This window comes from Pedomonas sp. (assembly GCF_036515995.1).
Classification (GTDB): domain Bacteria; phylum Pseudomonadota; class Alphaproteobacteria; order Sphingomonadales; family Sphingomonadaceae; genus Pedomonas.
Genome location: NZ_DATBUP010000044.1, coordinates 1 through 14538, shown reverse-complemented (window position 1 = coordinate 14538; position 14538 = coordinate 1). Strand labels below are relative to the sequence as shown.

General features: G+C 64.6%; 8 protein-coding genes and 1 pseudogene. 2 read left to right on the top strand and 7 right to left on the bottom strand.

The window, feature by feature from the left end:
* The first annotated feature begins 16 nt into the window (after positions 1–16).
* Positions 17–2017, top strand: coding sequence for a TonB-dependent receptor (locus VIG90_RS03650; RefSeq protein WP_331592081.1), 2001 nt, complete (start codon positions 17–19; stop codon positions 2015–2017).
* A 253-nt stretch (positions 2018–2270) separates the two neighbouring features.
* Here VIG90_RS03650 and VIG90_RS03645 read toward each other — a convergent pair whose 3' ends face one another.
* The 5 genes from VIG90_RS03645 to VIG90_RS03625 all read right to left on the bottom strand — a co-directional run bounded on the left by VIG90_RS03645 (position 2271) and on the right by VIG90_RS03625 (position 12561).
* A complete protein-coding gene (locus VIG90_RS03645) occupies positions 2271–4322 on the bottom strand; it encodes a M3 family metallopeptidase (RefSeq protein WP_331592114.1) in 2052 nt (683 codons plus the stop codon).
* 677 nt (positions 4323–4999) lie between these two features.
* The gene (locus tag VIG90_RS03640; RefSeq protein WP_331592080.1) at positions 5000–6994 is read right to left on the bottom strand and encodes a response regulator; all 1995 of its coding nucleotides are present in this window, start codon (positions 6992–6994) and stop codon (positions 5000–5002) included.
* Positions 6984–7859 carry a CheR family methyltransferase gene (locus VIG90_RS03635; RefSeq protein WP_331592079.1) on the bottom strand — a complete coding sequence of 292 codons (876 nt, stop codon included), beginning with the start codon at positions 7857–7859 and terminating at the stop codon, positions 6984–6986. Before VIG90_RS03635 ends, VIG90_RS03640 begins: the two co-directional genes overlap by 11 nt.
* Complete coding sequence (locus VIG90_RS03630; RefSeq protein WP_331592113.1) at positions 7856–10906, bottom strand: response regulator; 3051 nt, start codon at positions 10904–10906, stop codon at positions 7856–7858. Before VIG90_RS03630 ends, VIG90_RS03635 begins: the two co-directional genes overlap by 4 nt.
* A 500-nt stretch (positions 10907–11406) precedes the next feature.
* Positions 11407–12561 (bottom strand): class I SAM-dependent methyltransferase, encoded by a 1155-nt coding sequence (locus VIG90_RS03625; protein ID WP_331592078.1) that lies wholly within the window; start codon positions 12559–12561, stop codon positions 11407–11409.
* Positions 12562–12725: 164 nt separating this feature from the next.
* Here VIG90_RS03625 and VIG90_RS03620 point away from each other — a divergent pair, with 164 nt between their 5' ends.
* On the top strand, positions 12726–13646 hold the full coding sequence (locus VIG90_RS03620) for a LysR family transcriptional regulator (protein WP_331592077.1): 921 nt from the start codon (positions 12726–12728) through the stop codon (positions 13644–13646).
* Between the two features lie 97 nt (positions 13647–13743).
* Here VIG90_RS03620 and VIG90_RS03615 read toward each other — a convergent pair whose 3' ends face one another.
* The gene (locus VIG90_RS03615; RefSeq protein ID WP_331592076.1) at positions 13744–14061 is read right to left on the bottom strand and encodes a hypothetical protein; all 318 of its coding nucleotides are present in this window, start codon (positions 14059–14061) and stop codon (positions 13744–13746) included.
* 62 nt (positions 14062–14123) lie between these two features.
* A pseudogene (locus VIG90_RS03610) lies at positions 14124–14538 on the bottom strand (hypothetical protein); the annotation flags it as partial.

Below are 14538 nucleotides of genomic sequence, written 5' to 3'. Positions count from 1 at the left end.
CCGGGGATACCCCATCATGAAATGCCTCTCTGGCGCCGTTCTGGCCGCCATAAGCCTTGCTGCGCCCTGCGCACAGGCCCAGAATACCGACTTCTCGGTCGGCGACATCGTCGTCACCGCCACGGGCATGGCCCGCTCGACCGTGGGCGTGCTCACCTCGATCGACGTGCTGGGCGGAGACATCGCCCAGCGGCAGAGCGTCAACAACACCTGGGAAATGTTCGCGCGCCTGCCGGGCGTGACACTGACGGACTTCGATCAGGGCACCACCTCGGGCCGCTTCTCCATTCGCGGCTTCAACGGCGAGGGCGAGATCAACGCCGTCAAGCTGCTGATCGACGGCATTCCCGCCAATGCCAATGATGGCGGCATGGGCTTCATCGACATGGTGATGCCGCTGGACATTGCCGGCATCGAACTGGTGCGCGGCACGTCAGACCCGCGCCACGGCCTGCACAGCATTGCGGGCAACGCCAACATCCTCACCCGCATCGGCGGCACGTACCTCGACGCCCGGGCGCTTGCCGGCGCTTACGGCACCTACGAGGGGCAGGTCTCGGCCGGCCATGAGACGGAAGGCGGTTTCAGCCAGAACTATTTCGTCGGCTACCGGGACACACAAGGGTACCGCGACCACGCGGACCTTGATCGCCTCAACCTTGCGGGCAAGTGGTTTCAGGATATGGGCCGGGTGCGCTTTGGCGCCATCGCCCGCTACTCGCGTGCAAACGCGCAGGAGCCCGGCTATCTGACCGAGGCGGACGCGAGCAAGGACCGCCGCCAGTCCTATGCCATCTCCGAGACGGACGGCGGCAAGCGGCGGCTTCAGCAGTACAGCCTGCATCTGGACGCCGACCTTGGCCACGCCCTGTCGCTTACCGCCAAAGGCTATGCCAACGGCTACAAGGACGACCGCTTCGTGCGCTTCTCCGAGAACGTCTCCCAGCAGCGGCGACTGACGCAGGAATGGCAGTACGGCGGCCTGTTCGCGCTGCACTACCACCCGTTTATCGATGGCATGCACAGCGTGATGATCGAGGCCGGCGGCGACTTTCAGATCCAGGACAACGAGAGCCTGCGCTTCCAGACGAACCGGCGCACGCCTGTGCGCCAGACCCGCGACCACAGCTTCGACATGACCGTTTATGGCGGCTACGTGCAGGCCATCCTTGAGCCGACGCCGTGGCTGAAGCTGACCCCGGCGTGGCGCTTCGACAAGGTATCGGGTGACTTCACCGACCGGCTGATCGGCGCAATCTACGACATCAATGACTACGGCACCATCAGCCAGCCCAAGTTCAGCCTCGCCGTGCTGCCGGCAGAAGGCGTCACGGTCTATGGCAACTGGGGCCGCACCTTCCAAATCGGCGTCGGCTCGGGCGCGTACAAGGTGCCGCCGCGTGACCGTGACCTCGACCCCTCCATCAACGAAGGCTGGGAAGCGGGCGTCAAATACGCGCTCGACAAATGGCTGACCGTGCGTGTTGCCCTCTGGAAGCAAACCGCCTCGGGCGAGTTCAAGCGCCGCCTCAACGACCCTTCGGGCGATTTCGACAACCTCGGCAAGACCCGCCGCCGGGGCACGGACGTGCAGGTCAGCCTGTCTCCCCTGCCGCAGCTCGACCTCTGGGCCGCATGGTCGCGCCAGCGCGCGATCATCGCAGAGCCCGATCCGGCAACGCCCGCCAACAAGGGCAACTGGATTGACCACGTGCCCGAGCACGTGTTCTCGGGCGGCATCGACTATCTGCCGACAGAGCAGCTGCGGTTCTCGCTCACCGGCAACGGCCAGTCGTCCTACGAGCTGGCGCCCGACAACGCGACGCGCCGCTATGGAAACGACGTCGTTCTCAATCTCGAGGCGGCTTATCAGCTGACGCCCGCCATCGAACTCTCGGCGCAGGTGAACAATCTGGCCAACGAGGATTACGCCTACGTTTGGCACGACGGCACGCAGGTGCTGATGGCCCCTGCGCCCAAGCGGGCCGTCTATGGCGCTGTGCGCGTGCGGTTGTAAGCTTTTTTACGCTCGGCTGTTTTTTTGAAGGAAAGTGCAGAGGGTCTAGGAACCTCTGCACTTCCATTTTTATTTTCCGGGCCGTGTTACCCGCGCGTGCTGAAAGTAAAAAACGGACGCACCACAGTATGGCCGGGTGCGTCCCTTTTTTATGCAACTGCTGAAGAATGCGGGCCGACCGAGCGACCGGTTTCATCCTGAAAAAGGAACAGGAGATGCAGGAGGGTTAAGACCCTCCTGCAAAACCAGCCAATCATACACTCAGGCCATAGGACCGCAGCAGCGCCTCGGGCTTGGGCTCGCGCCCTCGGAAGGCGATGAAGCTGTCAAGCGCCGGGCGGGACGCACCCTTGGCGAGAATGTGCTCGCGGAAGGCCAGGCCGGTCTCGGCGCTGAGCACGCCGGTTTCCTCGAACCGCTCGAAGGCATCGGCGGAGAGAAGCTCGGCCCACAGGTAGCTGTAGTAGCCCGCCGCATAGCCGCCCGCGAAGACGTGGGTGAAGGCATGCGGGAAGCGGTGCCATTCAGGCGGGTGGATGACCGCCACCTCCTGGCGCACTTCGTTCAGGACGTCGAGCGGGCGCACCGGCTTTTCAGGCGCATATTCAAGGTGCAGGCGCAGATCGAACAGGCCGAACTCCAGCTGACGCACCAGGAACATGCCCGCCTGGAAGCGGCGCGCCGCCAGCATCTTTTCCAGAAGCTCGTCCGGCAGCGGCTCCTGGGTCTGGTAATGTCCGGAGAGCAGGCCGAGCGCCTGCTTGTCCCACGCGAAGTTCTCCATCAGCTGGCTGGGCAGCTCCACTGCGTCCCACTCGAAGCCGGTGATGCCGCCGACGGACGGCAGGTCCACCTCGGTCAGCAGGTGGTGCAGCGCGTGGCCGAATTCGTGCAGCAGGGTCAGCACGTCGCGATGGGTGAGCAGCGCGGGCGTGTCGGCCGTTGGCGGCGCGAAGTTGCAGGTCAGGTACGCCACCGGCAGGTGCAGCTTGTCCGCATCCCGGAAGCGGGAGCGGCACACGCCCATCCATGCCCCGCCGCGCTTGCCCGAGCGGGCGAACAGGTCGATGTAGATGCCCGCAAAGGCATCGCCCTGCGGGTTCACCAGCTCGTAGTAGGCGGCGTCCGGGTGCCAGGTCTCCACGTTCTCCCGCTTCTCCAGCCGGATCCCGAACAGCTGCTCGAACAGGGCAAAGGTGCCATCGAGCACACGCGGCAGCGGGAAGTACGGCTTGATCTGCTCCTCGTTCACCGCGTAGCGGGCGAGGCGCAGCTTCTCGGAGGCATAGCCGACGTCCCACGGCTGAAGATCCTCGATGCCGAGCTCGCTGGCGGCAAAGGCGCGCAGTTCATCCAGATCCTTCTGGGCGACCGGGCGGGCCTTGGCGGCCAGATCCCGCAGGAAGTCGATCACCTCCTGCGGGGTGCGCGCCATCTTGGGCTCCAGCGACAGCGCAGCGCTGCTGGAGAAGCCGAGCAGCCGGGCCGCCTCGTGGCGCAGCGCGACGATGCGCTCGATCCTCGCGCTGTTGTCGAACGTGCCGGCGTTGGGGCCGACCTCGGAGGCGCGGGTGTTGTAGGCATGGTAGACCCGCTGGCGCAGGCTGCGGTCGTTCGCGTAGGTCAGGATGGCGTTGACGCTCGGCTGGTGCAGCGTGACCAGCCAGCCGTCCTTCTCCTTGGCCTTGGCGTAGGCGGCCAGCACGCCCTTCTCGGATGCGGGCAGACCCTCAAGGGCAGCCTCGTCGGTGATGTGCTCCGACCATGCCTCGGTGGCGTCCAGCACGGCGTTGGCGAACTCGGTCGACAGCTTGCTCAGCTCGACGCCGATCTCGCGGAAGCGGGTGCGCTCCGGCTCCTCCAGCGCGACGCCTGAGAGGCGAAAGTCGCGCAAGCTGTGCTCCACCAGCTGCCGCGCGGCGGGAGACAGGGAGTTCAGGCTGCCCATCTCCGCCACGGCGCGGATGGCGGCATAGAGGTCGCGGTTCTGGCCCACCTCCAGAAAGTGGGCGGTCAGCTTGGGCTGGGCCTCGCCGTAGGCCTCGCGCAGCTCCGGCGTGTCAGCCACGCTATGCAGGTGCGAAACCGGGGCCCACGCGCGGCTGATGGCAAAATCGGCCCGCTCCTTGGCCGTCAACACCGCCTCGAACGTGCGGGGCGTGCCGGGGGCGGTAATGGCGTCGATGGCGGCGGCATGATCCTTCAGGACCGCATCGATGGCCGGGCCGACATGCTCGGCGCGGATATCGGCAAAGGCAGGCAGGTCCGCATCTTGCAGCAGCGGATTGTCGATGGCGTCGGTAATGGTGGCCTCCCTTGGCTGGGCGGGTGGACGTTCCTGTTCTGTTACAAGCAATTGCGGCCTCGGCCGTGCGTTTTCAAGAGGCCGGGGGCACTCGGCCCCTAGAACGCATGGCCCGTACTCCGTGTCCCACCAATGGACGCGGGCGCTGATGCGCCTGCAGCGACGTAGGAACGGCTCACATAAAGTTGATATGACTTGCTTGGAAATTTGTTGTTTTCCGCAGCCTCGCCTGTGGCACGCGCAATGCTCTGGTCGACCCCACTCCATTGAGATGACAACGACGAGTACTGGCACGACATCATGGTCGGCATCGGTGGAGTTTCAGATAACCCCAGGCTGGCAGACCCCAGCGAAATGGCCGAGCCGGCAGCCTTGGCTATTCGATCGGATAGCCTGAATGTCCGCAGCCAAATCGCAGGATATGGGTTCATGCAGCCGCTCGTTCGCCAAAAAGACGAAATTGACGAAACAGGGGATATAACGCCCATTGAGAGGTTTTTAACATTCAGGGCTGCCAACCTAGCCAGAAACCTCATTTCGGCGCTGCAAGGCGCCTTGGCGGGCAGATGCGGACCACTTCAGAGACCAAGATCCCCGGCGAATAATCAGACAACAGAAACCCGCTTTCCGCTCTTCATTGCAGCCCTGACTGATCACAGCAGCTTAAAATCTCGGGGTCAGAGGCAGGCCACGCGCCCAGGGCGGACACCCCCTTGAATGGCGCCTTGAATCCCGCCCTGCTTGGGCAGCCGGGCGCCATCGTCCGCAAGGCCGAGACGCCCGATCGCCTCGAGCAGCGCGTCCGGAACGAACGGCTTGCCCACCACCGGCACGTGACCGAAGTCGCGCGGCAAATTCTCCCGCCCGTAGCCGCTGACGAACAGGAACGGCACCTTTCTGCGGGTCAGCTCCGCTGCGATATCGTCTACCACCTCACCGTGGAGGTTGGCATCGAGCAGGGCCCCGTCCGGAACCGAAGTCTCGATCAGCTGGATCGCCTCCTCGGTCGAGCTGGCCAGACCCGCCACCTCTGCGCCCGCGTCTTCCAGCAGGTTGGCGATCTCCAGCACCACCAACGGCTCGTCCTCGATGACGAGGAAGCGCTTGCCTGCAAGTCCGCCCGGTCGGGCGGCGCTGGCCGTAGCGCGCCCCTGGCCGCCGCTATCGGCCGTCACAGATCCGGCGCTTGCCATCTCGGCCGCGTCCGGCCCGGCTGATATTGCGGCCACAGATGCTGATGCAGCAGGCGGGGCCTGCGGCTCCGGCTCGCCTTTAGGTAGGCCGGGCACCGGCAGGCACAGTTGCCAGCAGATGCCGTCCTGCCCATAAGAGACCTTGGCGGACCCGCTCATCGCCTTCAGGCTGCGCTCGATCAGCGTGGTGCCGAAGCCGGAGCGCAACGGCGGCTCAAACTGCGGCACGCCCGACTCCTGCCAGCGCAGGTGCATCTCCTGCCCCCGCTGCTCCCACTCCAGCTGCACCCGGCCCTCGGGCGCTGCGAACGCGCCGTACTTGTGCGCATTGGTTGCCAGCTCATGCAGCACCAGCGCCAGATGCAGGGCGATGTCCGGCGCAAAATCGAGGCTCGGTCCGCTGACGGACAGGCGCGCGGCGTCAATAAGCCCCAGCTGCAACTGGTTCTGGACCAGCTCCGCCAGATCAGCCCCCCGCCACGTGGTGCTGCTGAGCAGGGAATGGGCGCGTGCCAGCGCCTGAATGCGCCCCATGAAAGCCTTGGAAAAATCGGCGGGGCTGTCGGTGTGGCGCAGGGTCTGGGTGGCGATGGCCTGCACCGTGGCCAGCGTATTCTTTACCCGGTGGTTCAGCTCGCCGATCAGCAGCCGCTGGGTTTCCTCGGCACGGGCACGCTCGGTCACGTCAAGGATCTGCCAGTTGACCGAGGTCAGCCGTCCGTTCTGATCACGCAGCGCCGAGCCGTACCATTCGCAGTCCAGCACCTCGCCGTCCTTGCGGAAGGTCTTGTAGCACGGCACGCCATCCACTGGCCGCGCATCACGCAAGTCCGCCACCAGCGCGCGGAATGCATCGCGGCCAGCCGGGTGCACCCAGTCAAACTCGTTCATGCATTTGCCGACGACCTCCTCGGCCCGCCAGCCGAACATGCGCTCGGCGCTGTTCGACCAGGAGACCAGCCGGAAATCCTGATCCACCTCCACAATGGCGAGTGGTGAGTTGTCGCTGTACGCTTGGAGGCGGGACAGAACACCGGCGAGCGCGCTTGCGGTCGAGCTCAGCGCGTCGCGCTGGCGCGCCAGCTCCTGCCGCTGGCGGCCCAGCTCGAAGAAGATGTTGGCCTTGCTCTTGAGGATCTGCGGATCGAGCGGCTTGAGCAGATAGTCCACGGCGCCCGCCTCGTAGCCCCGGAAGCGGCGGTACTCGTTCGTTGCCATGGCCGTGAGGAAGATGATCGGGATCTGGCGGGTGCGCTCGATGCCGCGCATCAGTTCCGCCAGTTCAAAACCGTCCATGCCGGGCATCTGCACGTCCAGCAGCGCCAGTGCCACGTCGTGCTGAAGCAGCAACTCCAGTGCCTCGTGCCCCGAGCGGGCCTTGAGCATTTCCAGCCCATCGCGCCGCAGGAGCGCCTCCAGAGCAAGGAGATTCTCCTCAATATCGTCTACCAGAATGAATTTGACCGTATCATCGGACATCAGGGTCGAACTCCTTCCGGACAGGGTATGGGGCGGCACGTCGATAAATGCGCTCGGGGCGCGCAAATTCGGTGAAATTGTCACCGACCCGGGAAAAATTCAGGCTTTCCTTCATACCAAGACCCAGAAAGCCGCCATGGACGAGCGAATCCCGGAACAGGGTCAGCGCGCGGTCCTGCAGATCGCGCTCGAAATAGATCAGCACGTTGCGGCAGGACACCAGCTGCACTTCGGCGAACACCGCGTCGGAGACCAGGCTGTGCTCGGCGAACACCACGCGAGAGCGCAGGGATTTGTCGAAAACCGCCGCACCGTAAGCTGCCGTGTAATAGTCTGACAGGGACGACTTCCCGCCGGAGCGGCGATGATTCTCGGTGAACTGGGGAATGCGGTCCAGATCATAGATTCCGGCTTCCGCCTTGCGCAAGGCCACCGGGCTGATGTCGGTGGCATAGAAGATCGTGCGATCTTCCAGCCCCTCCTCCCGGAAAAGAATGGCGAGCGAGTAGAACTCCTCGCCGTTGGCGCAGCCGGCGATCCACACCTTGAGGGAGGGAAAGGTTTTCAGGTGCGGCACCACTGTTTCGCGCAGCGCCCGGAAATAGGCGGGATCGCGGAACATCTCGCTGACCTGAATGGTCAGGAAGCCCAGCACCTCCTGAAAAATGCCGGGCTCGTGCAGCAGGCGGTGCTGCAGTTGGGAGAGAGTGACGCAACCGAGCCGGTGCTGCGCCCGCTCCAGCCGGCGCTTGAGCGTGCTGCGGGCATAGTTGCGGAAGTCATAGCGGTAGCGACGCCAGACCGCCTCCAGGAGCAGCTCCAGCTCGATCTCGTCGACCTCCTCCTGACGAGACACCGGCGTCATCGGGGCATCCACACGCGCACGAGGGACAGCAGCTTGTCCACGTCCAGCGGCTTGGCCAGGTAATCATTGGCGCCGGCCTCAAGGCACTGCTCCTGATCGTGCGCCATCGCCTTGGCCGTCAGCGCGATGATGGGCAGGGATTTCCACTCTGCCCGCCGCCTGATCTCGCGCATGGCGGTCAGTCCATCCATTTCCGGCATCATGATGTCCATGAGCACCAGATCGATGGCGCGGCCGCCCGATCGGCCTGCCTCTTCCAGCGCGCGCAACGCCTCATGCCCGTTGCGGGCGATCCTGACCACCGCCCCGTGCGGCTCGAAAATGCTGGTCAGCGCATAAACGTTGCGGATGTCGTCTTCCACCACCAGGATGTGCCGCCCCTCGAGAGCGGCATCGCGGCTGAGAGACTTGACCACCAGGTTGCGCTGCGGCTCGGGCAGCTCCGAGACGACTTGATGCAGGAACAGCGTCACCTCGTCCAGCAGGCGCTCGGGCGAGCGCGCGCCCTTGATGATGATGGACTTGGAGTATTTGCGCAGGCGCAGCTCCTCATCCGCCGACAGCTCCTTGCCGGTGTAGACGATCACCGGCGGGAAGCTCACCGTCTCGTCCTGACTGAGCTTTTCCAGGAGATCCAATCCGGAGCGGTCCGGCAGGTTGAGGTCCAGCACCATGCAGTCGTAGATGCCGGCGCCCAGGTGCTCGAGGCACTCCGCCGCCGAGCGGGCAAGAACGGTCTCCACGTCCCGTGTGCCCAGCAGGTGCATCAGGCTTTCCAGCTGGGTACTGTCGTCCTCCACGATCAGCACCCGGCGCATGCGCTGCGGCAACTGCGTCTCCAGTCCTTCCAGCACGCGGAGCAGCTCTTCGCGCTTGACCGGCTTGAGCGTGTGACCCGCAGCGCCATAAGCCCGGGCCGCGTGGGAGTAATCGTTCGCCGAGACCACGTGCACCGGAATGTGGCGCGTGTGCATGTCCCGCTTCAGCCGGTCCAGCACGGTGAGACCGGTGTGATCCGGCAGGCCGATGTCGAGAATGACAGCCATCGGCAGATACTGCCGTGCCATCAGCACGCCTTCGTCCGCCGTTTCGGCCACAAGGCAGGCAAAGCCCGCCTCATGGGCCAGATCGTAAAGCACCCGCGCGAATGTCGGGTCGTCCTCGACGACGAGGATGACCCGGCTGTCGCCGGTCAGGCGCTCGCGGTCGTCCTCGAGACCGTCACGGCGCTGACGGGTCTCTGGCGCCGGGCTGCGCGCCGCGGCAGACCTGTCGATCCGCGCGCGCTCCGGCGCGACCGACGGCGGCGCCACGTCAACCTCGCCCTCGAAGGCCTCAGGCAGGATCAGGCTGAAGACGCTGCCCTCGCCTTCCGCGCTTTCAACCTTGATGTTGCCGCCCAGCAGTCGCGCCAGTTCGCGCGAGATGGACAGGCCAAGCCCCGTGCCGCCGTACTTGCGGCTGATGGTGCCGTCCGCCTGACGGAACGCCTCGAAGATGATGCTCTGCTGCTCAGGCGCGATGCCGACGCCGGTGTCCTTCACCGAGAACATCAGGCGTCCATCCACGGTGCGCCGCGCTCGCAGCACCACCTCGCCCTTTTCCGTGAACTTGACGGCGTTGGAGAGGAAGTTGCGCAGAACCTGCTCCAGCCGCTGGGGGTCGGTCTCCACTTCCGCGGGAAGGCCGGGCTCGATCTCGACACCGAACCTCAGCCCCTTTGCCGACGCGCTCGCCTCGAACGCCGACTTCAGCTTGGCCATCAGCGGGGCGATGCGCACCTGCCGCACGTGCAGCTCCAGATGCCCTGCCTCGATCTTGGAGATATCCAGAATATCGTTGATCAAGACCAGAAGGTCGTTGCCCGAGGTCTCGATCGTCTGGGCGAACTTCACTTGCTCTGCCACAAGATTGCCGCCCCGGTTCTCGGCCAGCAGCCGCGCCATGATGAGGAGCGAGTTGAGCGGCGTGCGCAGCTCGTGAGACATGTTGGCGAGGAATTCGGACTTGTAGCGGCTGGCCCGCTCGAGCTCGCGTGCCTGCTCTTCCAGGACGGAGCGGGCCCGGTCGAGATCGTCCCGCTGCGCCTCGAGAGCCTGGGTCTGCTCTTCCAGCTGGACGTTGGTCTCCTCGAGCTCGGACTGCTGCACCTCGAGCCGGGACTGGGATTCGCGCAGCGCCCGGCTCTGGGCCTCCAGCTCCTCGTTGGTCGCCCGCAGCTCTTCGCTCTGGACCTGCAGTTCCTCGGCCTGCTGCTGGGTTTCCTCCAGCAGCTCCTGAAGGCGCACCCGGTATTCCGCCGAGCGGACCGCTATCCCGACGGCTTCCGATACCCGGTCGAGAAGCTCGACCCAGGTGGGATCTATGTCGTCGATGAAGCCCAGCTCCAGCACCGCCCCGACCTCGCCGTCCACCTTTGCCACGGCAATCATCATGTGGCGCGGCTTCGCCTGACCCAGCCCTGATCCGAAGTAGAGATAGTTGTCCGGCACCTCGTGCAGCACGAAGCTGCGCTTGTTCATGACCGCCTGACCGAGCAGGCCGTCTCCCGGCAGGAAGCGCTCGGGAATGGGCGCATTCAGGGGCGCGCCATAGGTTGCGGTCAGGCGAAAGCCCTCGCCGTTGCGGAAATAGATCGCCCCTGCCTGCGCCCCCAGATACTCTGCAAGGTAGGTCAGCACGTTCCGGCCCAGCTGATCCAGCCGCTGCTCGCCGTTCACGTTCATGGCGACGCCCAGCTCACCCGCCTGCAGCCACTCCTCCCGGCGCACCGACAGCCGGTTGCGGATCGAGACGGTGCCGCCCGCCGCGATGATCCAGATGACAATGCCTGCCAGCACACGGTTGAGCTGCGCAAGCGCGCCGCCCACGCCACCCGGAGGGCTGAGAACATAGCCGATGGGCAGCAAAACGGTCACGATGGTCGCCAGGATGAGCGGCAGCTGCTGCCGTGTGCCCATGTACGCCAGCGTCACGGGCATGAGGTAAAGCATCCAGACTGCGGCACCCAGGGGCACCATGAGGTCGATGATGAAGGGCACGACCATCAGCAGCGCGATAATGCCGTAAAGCAGTGGGTCGAACCTTCGGTCGATAACGGGAGTCTTCACGCAGGTTCCAATTTGCTACTCTGTTCGGATCAGCCCTTATTCCAAACCTCCAAGCGGAACGCAACCATTGCGGGCGGCATCGAAGTGATTGCCGCGCTGCCCGCATGATTTCGTTTTAGAGCGAATCGCACCGGAGCCAGAATTTGGTTGGTATATCTTGTCCAAAGGTGGCGGAAATCAAGATCTGTTGCGCCCATGAAACATACCAGTTAGCCTTCCATTCAACGGTTATTCGGGATGCCGGACGTTTGATTGCAGGAAATAGCGGCTTGATTTTTGTCCTGAAGGATTGATCCGGCGCACCCGTGCCGCGAGTATGAAACCAACCTGCGGTACGGCAGAACGCCTTCGGCCGGAAACGAGAAAAGCCGCGCCGGTTGTTCCGGCGCGGCTTTTGTCAGGCTCGGCAATCCAAGGCCTTTCTCGGGCCTCGCGCCTCAGGTGGTGCGGGCGTCTCCAGCCTCAGGCTTGCGCGCCCGCGTCACCCACGGATAGCTGCCATCTCCGAGCGCAAAGCTCTCCACATCGATAAAGCCGGCTTTCTTCAGCTCCTCGCCCCAGTCGGCAAGGCAGGAGACGGTGAAGAACGGCTCTTCCCGATGGTCGGTGTCCCACTCCAGAATGACGGCATGGAAGATGTCCACCGCCCGGAACGGCGGCGGGTCGCTGAGAACAATGTCGCCGCCCGGCTTCAGAATGCGGTACATCTCCTGGAACAGCTTGGCGTTTTCCTTCGGCGGCAGCTCGTGATGCAGCGCGTAGGTGACGACCGCGTCCACGCTCTGGTCCGGCTCGCCGGTTGCCGTGGCGTCACGCTGCTTGAGGGCGATCTTGATCCCCATGCGCTCGGCCAGCATGTGGCCGTTCTTCAGCAGGAGCGGAGACAGGTCGCATCCGGCCAGCTCCGCCTCGGGGTGAACGGTATGCACGGCGCGCAGGGTGGAGACGCCACCGCAGCCGGGCTCGTAGACCCGCTTGTATGTCTCGCGCGGTAGCTGGCGGATCACATCGAGGCGCTGCTGGGTGATGTCCGCACCTGCGCCCACCGCCGCATAGCCGCCGTGGCGAAACACGTGCGGACCGACGGCAAAGGCAAACAGCGGGCCGTAGAGATCGTAGCCGTCCCAGCCGCCCGGCTCCAGGTGCCATTCGGTCCGGGCCTGATAGGCGGGCACGTCCAGATCCGGCGCGAGCTCGAGCGAACCGATCGGGTTCTCCGGCAGCGCCTTAGCGAAGGTCTCGAAATACTCGCGGCGCTCTTCGATGGCCGGAATACCGCGGTTGAAATTCTCCTCGGCCACATAGCGCTGGAAGAATCGCTCCAGCCGGAACACGCTGTCTGCATAGGCCACGGCCTTGGCGTCCTTCAGCCGCCGGAGAATGGCGTCGCGATCCTGCGGGCCGTCGGCGTGCTCTTCGGCGAGCGCCTTGCCTTCGGCCTTGGCAAAGAAGTTCTCGCGCGCCCGCGTGCGCAGCTGGCTGGAGGAGAATTTCTGGATCGATCCGAGCATCTGCATGCCGGCGCGGCCGTGCTGGGTGAGGCCGACCGGAGCGCCGGCTCCCTGCGGCGCGGATTTCGTGAAGAATGTCATAGCGGGACTGCCTCCCAAATCGCCTTTTCATCCCAACGGCTCTCTGGCCGCCTGTCTGCAGGATAGGATGACAAAAAACGCACATTCAAACTGGATTAAATCCATAATCCATGAGAATTTGTCATCTCTTTGGGTGGCAGGCTTGCGGTGTATCGGAGCGGCGTATGGAAATGCAGCATTTGCACCATTTTCTGGTGACGGCGCGGCTGGGCAGCGTGGGCAAGGCTGCTGCCGAGCTGAACCTTTCCCAGTCCGGCGTCAGCCGCAGCATCCGCACGCTGGAAGACCTGCTCGGCTTGCCCCTGTTCAAGCGGGTGGCCAAGGGCGTCTCCCTCACCGAATATGGCGAGAAGTTCCTGCCCCGTGCACAGGGCATCTGGAACGCCCGCGCTCGGGCCATCAACGAAATGCTGTCTTACAAGTCACTGAAGACCGGACGCGTCGAGGTGGGGCTGCACAGCGTGTTCGACCATACGGTGGCGGCCGAGGCGCTTTCCCGCTTCAGCCGGGAACACCGTACGATCGACGTGACGGTCGTCTCTGGCTCCGACCCCGAGATCAGCGCCCGGATCGTCGACGAGCAGCTGGATTTCGCCTTCGCCTTGTTCGTGCCCGAGCACCGCGACAGCCGCCTCGTCTATGAAAAGCTGTTCTCCATGCGCTGCGGCACCTACGTGCGCACCGGCCATCCGCTCGTGGGCCAAGGACAGGTGAGCGTCGCCCAGTTGGCGGAGGCCGAGTGGGTGCTGGCGGGCAGCTCCTCGCTGCGTTCGACCTTCACCGAGTTCTTCGCCGACCACGGTCTGATGGCGCCGATGCGCCAGCTCCAGTGCGGCTCACTTCCACTGGTGGTGAACATGGTGGAGAATACGGACTGCCTGACCATTCTGCCGGACGCGGTGGCCAGGGCCCCCACCTTTGCCGGCCGGGTAGAGCGGCTGGACGTGGAGCACAGCCCGGCCAGTTCGCCGGACGGCGGCCTGATCTACCGGCCCGACCTAGTTCAGACCCCTGCCGTCAGCACGCTCATCGCCATGTTCCGGGAACTGGCGCAGCAAACGCTCTCGGACGACAGGGCTCCCTGAACTCACGACGCGCGCGGGCACAAAAAAGGCCGGCACGATCACGCGCCGGCCCATGGCATGGCCGACGGAAGAATCCTCCGCCGGCCTTCCCCCCTTGTCAGTTGGTCGCCGAGTCCGGCTTGGGCCGAGCCATGCCTGCCCGCGCCAGGATCTCGTCAACGCTCCGCTCGCGCGCGGCCAGCGGCGCACCGATGACATTGCCTGCCATCCGGTCGCGCAGTTTCTCAAGGCTCGCCTCGAACTCCGGCGTCGGGACGTAGTTGTTTACCTCGTCCGGGTTCAGCACGCCCTTGTCCTCGAGAATGCGTTCGAGAACGGCCACACGGTCACGGGCGATCCACAGTTCGGTCAGAAGTGCGGTGACCATCCGCCCGAGGTCGTCAACATTATCGTGCGACAGGTAAGTGTTAGCCATGTTTGCCTCGTCTTTGTTTTTTGAGCCTATAATTTCCGTTCAGCGGGTGACGCTCTGCGGCCTTAGAAACGGTAGGAGGCGGTCAGGCCCCAGGTGCGGCGCTCACCCGGATAGAGGCGGGTATAGGTGATGCCGGAGAGCGGCGAGCCGTCCGCCACCGAGCCGACCACCGTCGCGCGGGCGTTGTACTTGCTGTCGAACAGGTTTTTCACCCAGAGCGACACGTCCGCGCCGCCGAAGGTAAGGCCTGCGCGCACGTTCACCAGCTCGATCGAGCCCTGCTCCTGCAGGTTGAGCGAGGTGGAGTATTTGCTGCTCTGGAAGCTGTAGTCGGCCCGCAGGTAGCCATCCACGCCCTCGAACAGATCGCGCTGGGTGTAGCCGCCGCTGACCGCCATCTGGAAGTCGGAGGTGCGGGCCATCTGGTTGCCGCCCACGGCGTAGGAGCAGCCCTTCACGTCGATCTGAGAGCCGGAG

Coding starts and splice junctions, on each gene's coding strand:
- VIG90_RS03625 (WP_331592078.1), bottom strand. CDS start 12,561: ATGACATTCTTCACGAAATCCGCGCCGCAGGGAGCCGGCGCTCCGGTC.
- VIG90_RS03650 (WP_331592081.1), top strand. CDS start 17: ATGAAATGCCTCTCTGGCGCCGTTCTGGCCGCCATAAGCCTTGCTGCG.
- VIG90_RS03615 (WP_331592076.1), bottom strand. CDS start 14,061: ATGGCTAACACTTACCTGTCGCACGATAATGTTGACGACCTCGGGCGG.
- VIG90_RS03640 (WP_331592080.1), bottom strand. CDS start 6,994: ATGTCCGATGATACGGTCAAATTCATTCTGGTAGACGATATTGAGGAG.
- VIG90_RS03635 (WP_331592079.1), bottom strand. CDS start 7,859: ATGACGCCGGTGTCTCGTCAGGAGGAGGTCGACGAGATCGAGCTGGAG.
- VIG90_RS03630 (WP_331592113.1), bottom strand. CDS start 10,906: ATGGTCGTGCCCTTCATCATCGACCTCATGGTGCCCCTGGGTGCCGCA.
- VIG90_RS03620 (WP_331592077.1), top strand. CDS start 12,726: ATGGAAATGCAGCATTTGCACCATTTTCTGGTGACGGCGCGGCTGGGC.